This window comes from Yoonia sp. (assembly GCF_017854415.1).
Taxonomy (GTDB): Bacteria; Pseudomonadota; Alphaproteobacteria; order Rhodobacterales; family Rhodobacteraceae; genus Yoonia.
The window spans coordinates 22,471-25,955 of record NZ_JAFMHR010000026.1 but is presented as its reverse complement, the minus strand read 5'-3'; the positions used below and the strand labels follow the sequence as shown (position 1 = coordinate 25,955).

5 protein-coding genes are annotated in these 3,485 nt (G+C 56.5%); 3 read left to right on the top strand and 2 right to left on the bottom strand.

The features are described from left to right. Positions 1-10 precede the first annotated feature (10 nt). Positions 11-166, top strand: a complete 156-nt coding sequence (locus QZ197_RS04950; RefSeq protein WP_296430671.1) for a hypothetical protein — start codon at positions 11-13, stop codon at positions 164-166. A gap of 131 nt (positions 167-297) precedes the next feature. Further along, positions 298-984, top strand: coding sequence for a transcriptional repressor LexA (gene lexA / locus QZ197_RS04945; protein ID WP_272146028.1), 687 nt, complete (start codon positions 298-300; stop codon positions 982-984). Here lexA and QZ197_RS04940 read toward each other — a convergent pair. Beyond that, positions 981-2,930 (bottom strand): ComEC/Rec2 family competence protein, encoded by a 1,950-nt coding sequence (locus tag QZ197_RS04940; RefSeq protein WP_363157881.1) that lies wholly within the window; start codon positions 2,928-2,930, stop codon positions 981-983. The genes lexA and QZ197_RS04940 overlap by 4 nt on opposite strands. Beyond that, positions 2,827-3,108 carry a hypothetical protein gene (locus tag QZ197_RS16100; RefSeq protein WP_363157882.1) on the bottom strand — a complete coding sequence of 94 codons (282 nt, stop codon included), beginning with the start codon at positions 3,106-3,108 and terminating at the stop codon, positions 2,827-2,829. The genes QZ197_RS04940 and QZ197_RS16100 overlap by 104 nt, the downstream gene beginning before the upstream one ends. An 83-nt stretch (positions 3,109-3,191) precedes the next feature. Here QZ197_RS16100 and QZ197_RS04935 point away from each other — a divergent pair. Beyond that, positions 3,192-3,485: glutamate--tRNA ligase family protein (locus tag QZ197_RS04935; RefSeq protein ID WP_296430667.1), on the top strand; the 294-nt coding region annotated here is incomplete at its 3' end.

Here is a 3,485-nt window from a genome sequence, read left to right as displayed (position 1 = left end):
CGAACATTACATGCGCGGCAAAATAGACGGCGATAGCGTGACCATCTTTGAACGACAAGATAGCGCATTGCTCACGGTGCTTGCTGACGCCAACTGCCTTGTCGTCCATCCCGCAAGTGCCCCCGCACGCGCTCGCGGGGATAGCGTCGAAATCATCCGTATCTGATTCTCTATCTTCTCTTTCCTAAAAAACTTCCGCCGGAGGCATCCGGACTGCACACAACAGCTGCACGCCAGAGTTGACACAAAACAAGAACATGCATAGAACATATGCAAAACGTGGCAACGGAGCAGACAATGTTAACCAAAAAACAGCTCGATCTACTCGAATTCATTCACAAGCGTGTTCAGCGCGACGGGGTCCCCCCCAGCTTTGATGAAATGAAAGAGGCGCTTGATCTGCGCTCGAAATCCGGCATCCATCGCTTGATTACAGCGCTGGAAGAACGCGGGTTTATCCGGCGCTTGGCGCACCGTGCCCGCGCACTTGAGATCGTCAAACTGCCCGATGCGATGATGAACAAAACGGGTTTCACCCCGCGCGTGATTGACGGTGATAAACCGGACAGCATTCCGACCGCGGCACTACATGTCGATAATGGCGCCGTAGAATTACCGATGATGGGCCGGATTGCGGCAGGTGTCCCGATTGAAGCCATCAGCGAAGTATCGCACAATGTGTCTGTGCCGCAGTCGATGGTAGGTGCCGGCGATCACTATGCCCTTGAAGTCAAAGGCGATTCGATGATCGACGCTGGCATCAATGACGGCGACGTCGTGGTCATTCGCGAAACATCTGTGGCCGACAATGGTGATATCGTCGTGGCCTTGGTCGAAGGCCACGAGGCAACGCTCAAACGGTTCCGTCGCAATGCAGGATCAATCGCGCTTGAAGCGGCGAACCCAGCCTATGAAACGCGTGTTTTCCGCGACGATCAGGTGAAAGTGCAAGGCAGGCTTGTTGGCTTGATCCGCACTTACTAAGGCTGTTCTAAATCAAAGAATTGGGTCGCTTCGGCGACCCTTTTTTGTGTTTGCACGGGCAAGACAATCAACTCGCTGCGCCCGCCTTGCCGTGCATTCCATGGTCGCGCGCCCGCAACCCATCGCGCAGTTTCGATCCAGAGATCACCGTTTGGGGCCACATCAATGGCCAGAGATCCGGTTTGACGCAACCGCGCAAGATCATAAATGATGCATGGGCGGTCAGTCGCATCAACCTGATTAGACACAAGAATATCGGCCCCATCGCAGCCATTTAGATCGGCAAGTGCCGTCTTTCCTGATACTTGCAAGACCTGCCAGCCATCCAAATCAACGGATATGCGCCGCCCTTCAACCTGAAAACCTTGTTTGGCGGCGGCGTCTTCTTGCGCAATTGGCGCGCCATCGTTTTCAAGCCAGACCCCTGCCACAAATCCGCTCCCACGCGGTTTTGAAAGGACCCTGCCTGCATCAGTCTGCAATCCGACCAGACTGCCGTTATCAGCGATTAACAACGCAGGACGCGTTGTTTGCGCCCAAAGAACCGCAGCACAAAGCACTGCCACCAACCCCGCAAAACGCACAGGCCCTTTGATCAGCAGTGCCCAAAGCAACCCCAGCGTCAAAACCGGCAACACCAACGGATCAGGTGCCCAGATATGGCTCAGCGCACCATCGCGTGTTGCGACAACGTTCGCGACGAATAGAATCCACCGCAAACCCATCTCCATTGCCCAAAGCCCGATCCCCCACAGCCCAAAGGGTGCAAGACACACGGCAAGAACGGCTGCAGGCATCACCAAGACACCCATCAGTGGCACGCTCAGCAAGTTCGCAATCAAGCCATAGTGCGCAATCTGGTTAAAGTGCGCGGCGGCAAACGGTGCTGTCGCAAGCCCTGCGATGAACGACGACAGCACAACCGACAGCACCGCCCGCGACCATTTTGGGTACCGACTGAGGTCAAAGCGGCGCAACCCGGCGAATGCCGCAACCAATGCCGTGGTGGCTGCAAAAGACATCTGAAATCCCGATCCGGTCATCGCTTCGGGTTGCCAGACCAAAACAATGGTGGCAGCAATCGCGACCGCTCGTAGGGTCAAGGCGCGCCTATCCAACAGCACCGCTACCAGCATCACAGCCACCATAATAAAGGCCCGTTCGGTCGCGACATTTCCCCCTGATAATAGCAGATAAAATGCCCCGACTATCAAAGCGCAGATTGCAGCGATCTTTTTTGTGGACCAACGCAAGGCCACACGCGGAACAAGCGCCAGCCCGTACCGGATCACTGCAAAAACAAAGCCTGTCAAAAGCCCCATATGCAGTCCGGAAATCGCCAACAGATGCGCAAGGTTCGAGGCACGCAATTCGGCCAATGTCTGTTGTCCCATGCCGGACCGATCACCTGTCATAATGGCTGCCGCAAATGCGCCCGCCTCGCCCGGCATCGCGGTTTGTACAGCTTGGGATATCGCCATACGCAGCGCAAAGACCTGCGTGGCAAAGCCCCGCGACTGCGGGACCGCCAGTCGTAAAACTGGCGTCCGCGTATACCCGACCGCACCCAATTGCATGAACCAAGCATGACGTTGAAAATCAAAACCACGCGGTTCCGCAGGGCCTGCGGGGGGTGATAAATGGCCTGTCAGGATCAGCACATCGCCTGGGTTGAATGAGGTGAACGACTGATCGCCTTGCAACGACACGCGCACCTTTGCAGGGGTCCGCGCCGGAGCCATCCGCGCCAGCACCACATGATCCAACGTCAACCGCACCGCGTCGCTGCTCGAACGATCGATGTGCACGAGCCGCCCTTCAATCGGGCCGTAATAGCGAAAATTAAGCACCGGTTCGGTAACGGTCGTGACGCGCCATTTGGCAAGGCCTGCGCCAGTCAAAATTAACACTAGCGCCAACAGCAAGGGTAAAAACGCGGTAGACACCAGTCTTGCAAGGATTAGCAATGTCACCCCGACCGCCAACCCCCATCCAGATCACCGGCAAGTCGGGTTCTTGCCCCATACTGAAGTAGACGCCAATCCCGATGCCCAAACAAATCGGCACCCAGCCAAACAAATTGTCCCGTTGGGCCAGCAGCGCGTCTGAGATCCGTTCACGCACTTGTCCTTCACCCCGCAGTCTCGTATCCCCGACCCAAGCCGGAACACTACCGGAAAGCTGGTTAGCGAAAGGCTAATATTCTCATGTCAGTCGTCACTCGTTTCGCCCCCTCGCCCACAGGTGCTTTGCACATTGGCGGCGCGCGGACTGCTTTGTTTAACTGGCTGTATGCCCGTGGACGTGGCGGCAAATTTTTGCTCCGCATCGAAGATACCGACAAGGCGCGGTCCAACGCTGAAAATACTCAAGCGATCTTGGACGGGCTGACGTGGCTGGGTCTTGACTGGGACGGGGAACCGTCCAGCCAAGCCGCAAATGCGGATCGCCATGCACAGGTCGCGCATCAGCTCTTGGAGGCGGGCAAGGCTTACAAATGC